We start from the raw sequence: 1,266 nt of genomic DNA on the forward strand, positions 1-1,266 counted from the left end.
CTACAGTCTTTTTTATTTTAAAATAAAAGTATTAAAACTTGAGGTGATAAAGATGCTTTCGAAACATGATTCTATTCAGCGAGATCAACTTGAAATGATTACTTTGGATCAATTGGTGCCAGCGAACCATTTGGTTCGTAAAATTGAGGCGGCCATTGATTTCTCTTTCATTTATGATTTAGTGAAAGATATGTATTCTGAGATAGGTCGCCCAAGTATCGATCCAGTTATTTTGGTTAAACTTGCATTCATTCAATATACCTTCGGTATTCGTTCCATGCGTAAAACAATTGAAGAAGTTGAAACAAATATGGCTTACCGTTGGTTCTTAGGTTACGGTTTCCACGATAAAGTACCTCATTTCTCAACCTTCGGAAAAAATTATGAGCGACGCTTTAAAGATAGTGACCTCTTTGAACAGATTTTCTATCGCATTTTAATCACAGCTGCCCAAAGAAAGTTAATAAGTGCAGAGCATGTATTCGTTGATTCCACTCATGTAAAAGCTAGTGCAAATAAACGAAAATTTGCAAAGAAAGTCGTCCGCAAGGAAACACGAGCATATCAAGAACGCCTTCAAGAAGAAATAAATCAGGATCGTGAAGATCATGGAAAGAAACCTTTTCCACCAGATAAATTTGATAAGGAAGAAACCAAAGAAATCAAAGAAAGTACAACAGATCCTGAGAGTGGTTACTATGTGAAAGATGAACGGACAAAACAGTTTGCCTATTCATTTCACACGGCTGCAGACCGAAATGGTTTTGTATTAGGGACAATTGTAACACCTGGAAATACGCATGATAGCCATATGTTAGAGCCACTGGTAGAACAAGTGATTGAGAAAGTTGGAAAACCTGAAGCTGTTGCCGCAGATGCAGCTTATAAAACGCCAGCCATTACAAGCTATCTTTTTGGCAAAGAAATCACGCCGGCATTACCCTATACACGACCACGCACAAAAGAAGGATTCTTCCGCAAACATGAGTATGTTTATGATGAACATTTTGACTGTTACCTTTGCCCATCGGGCGAGGTTTTAAAGTACTCAACAACAAATAAAGAGGGATATCGCGAGTATAAATCTCCCAAACACATTTGTAAGACATGTTCATTTTTATCACAGTGTACAGAAAGCAAAGACCACCAAAAAGTGGTGACGCGCCATATTTGGCAAGAAAATATGGAAGAAGCAGATCACCTGCGTCATCATCAAGATGTAAAACCTATCTATGCGAAACGCAAGGAAACGATTGAGCGTGTATT

1 protein-coding gene is annotated in these 1,266 nt (G+C 38.1%); it reads left to right on the forward strand.

Translation table 11 applies throughout. The features are described from left to right. Positions 1 to 52 precede the first annotated feature (52 nt). On the forward strand, positions 53 to 1,266 hold a 1,214-nt coding region (locus tag ACQKL6_RS20705; protein WP_427651838.1), incomplete at its 3' end, for an IS1182 family transposase.

The sequence above is a fragment of the Peribacillus sp. NPDC097197 genome (assembly GCF_050278025.1).
GTDB lineage: Bacteria > Bacillota > Bacilli > Bacillales > DSM-1321 > Peribacillus.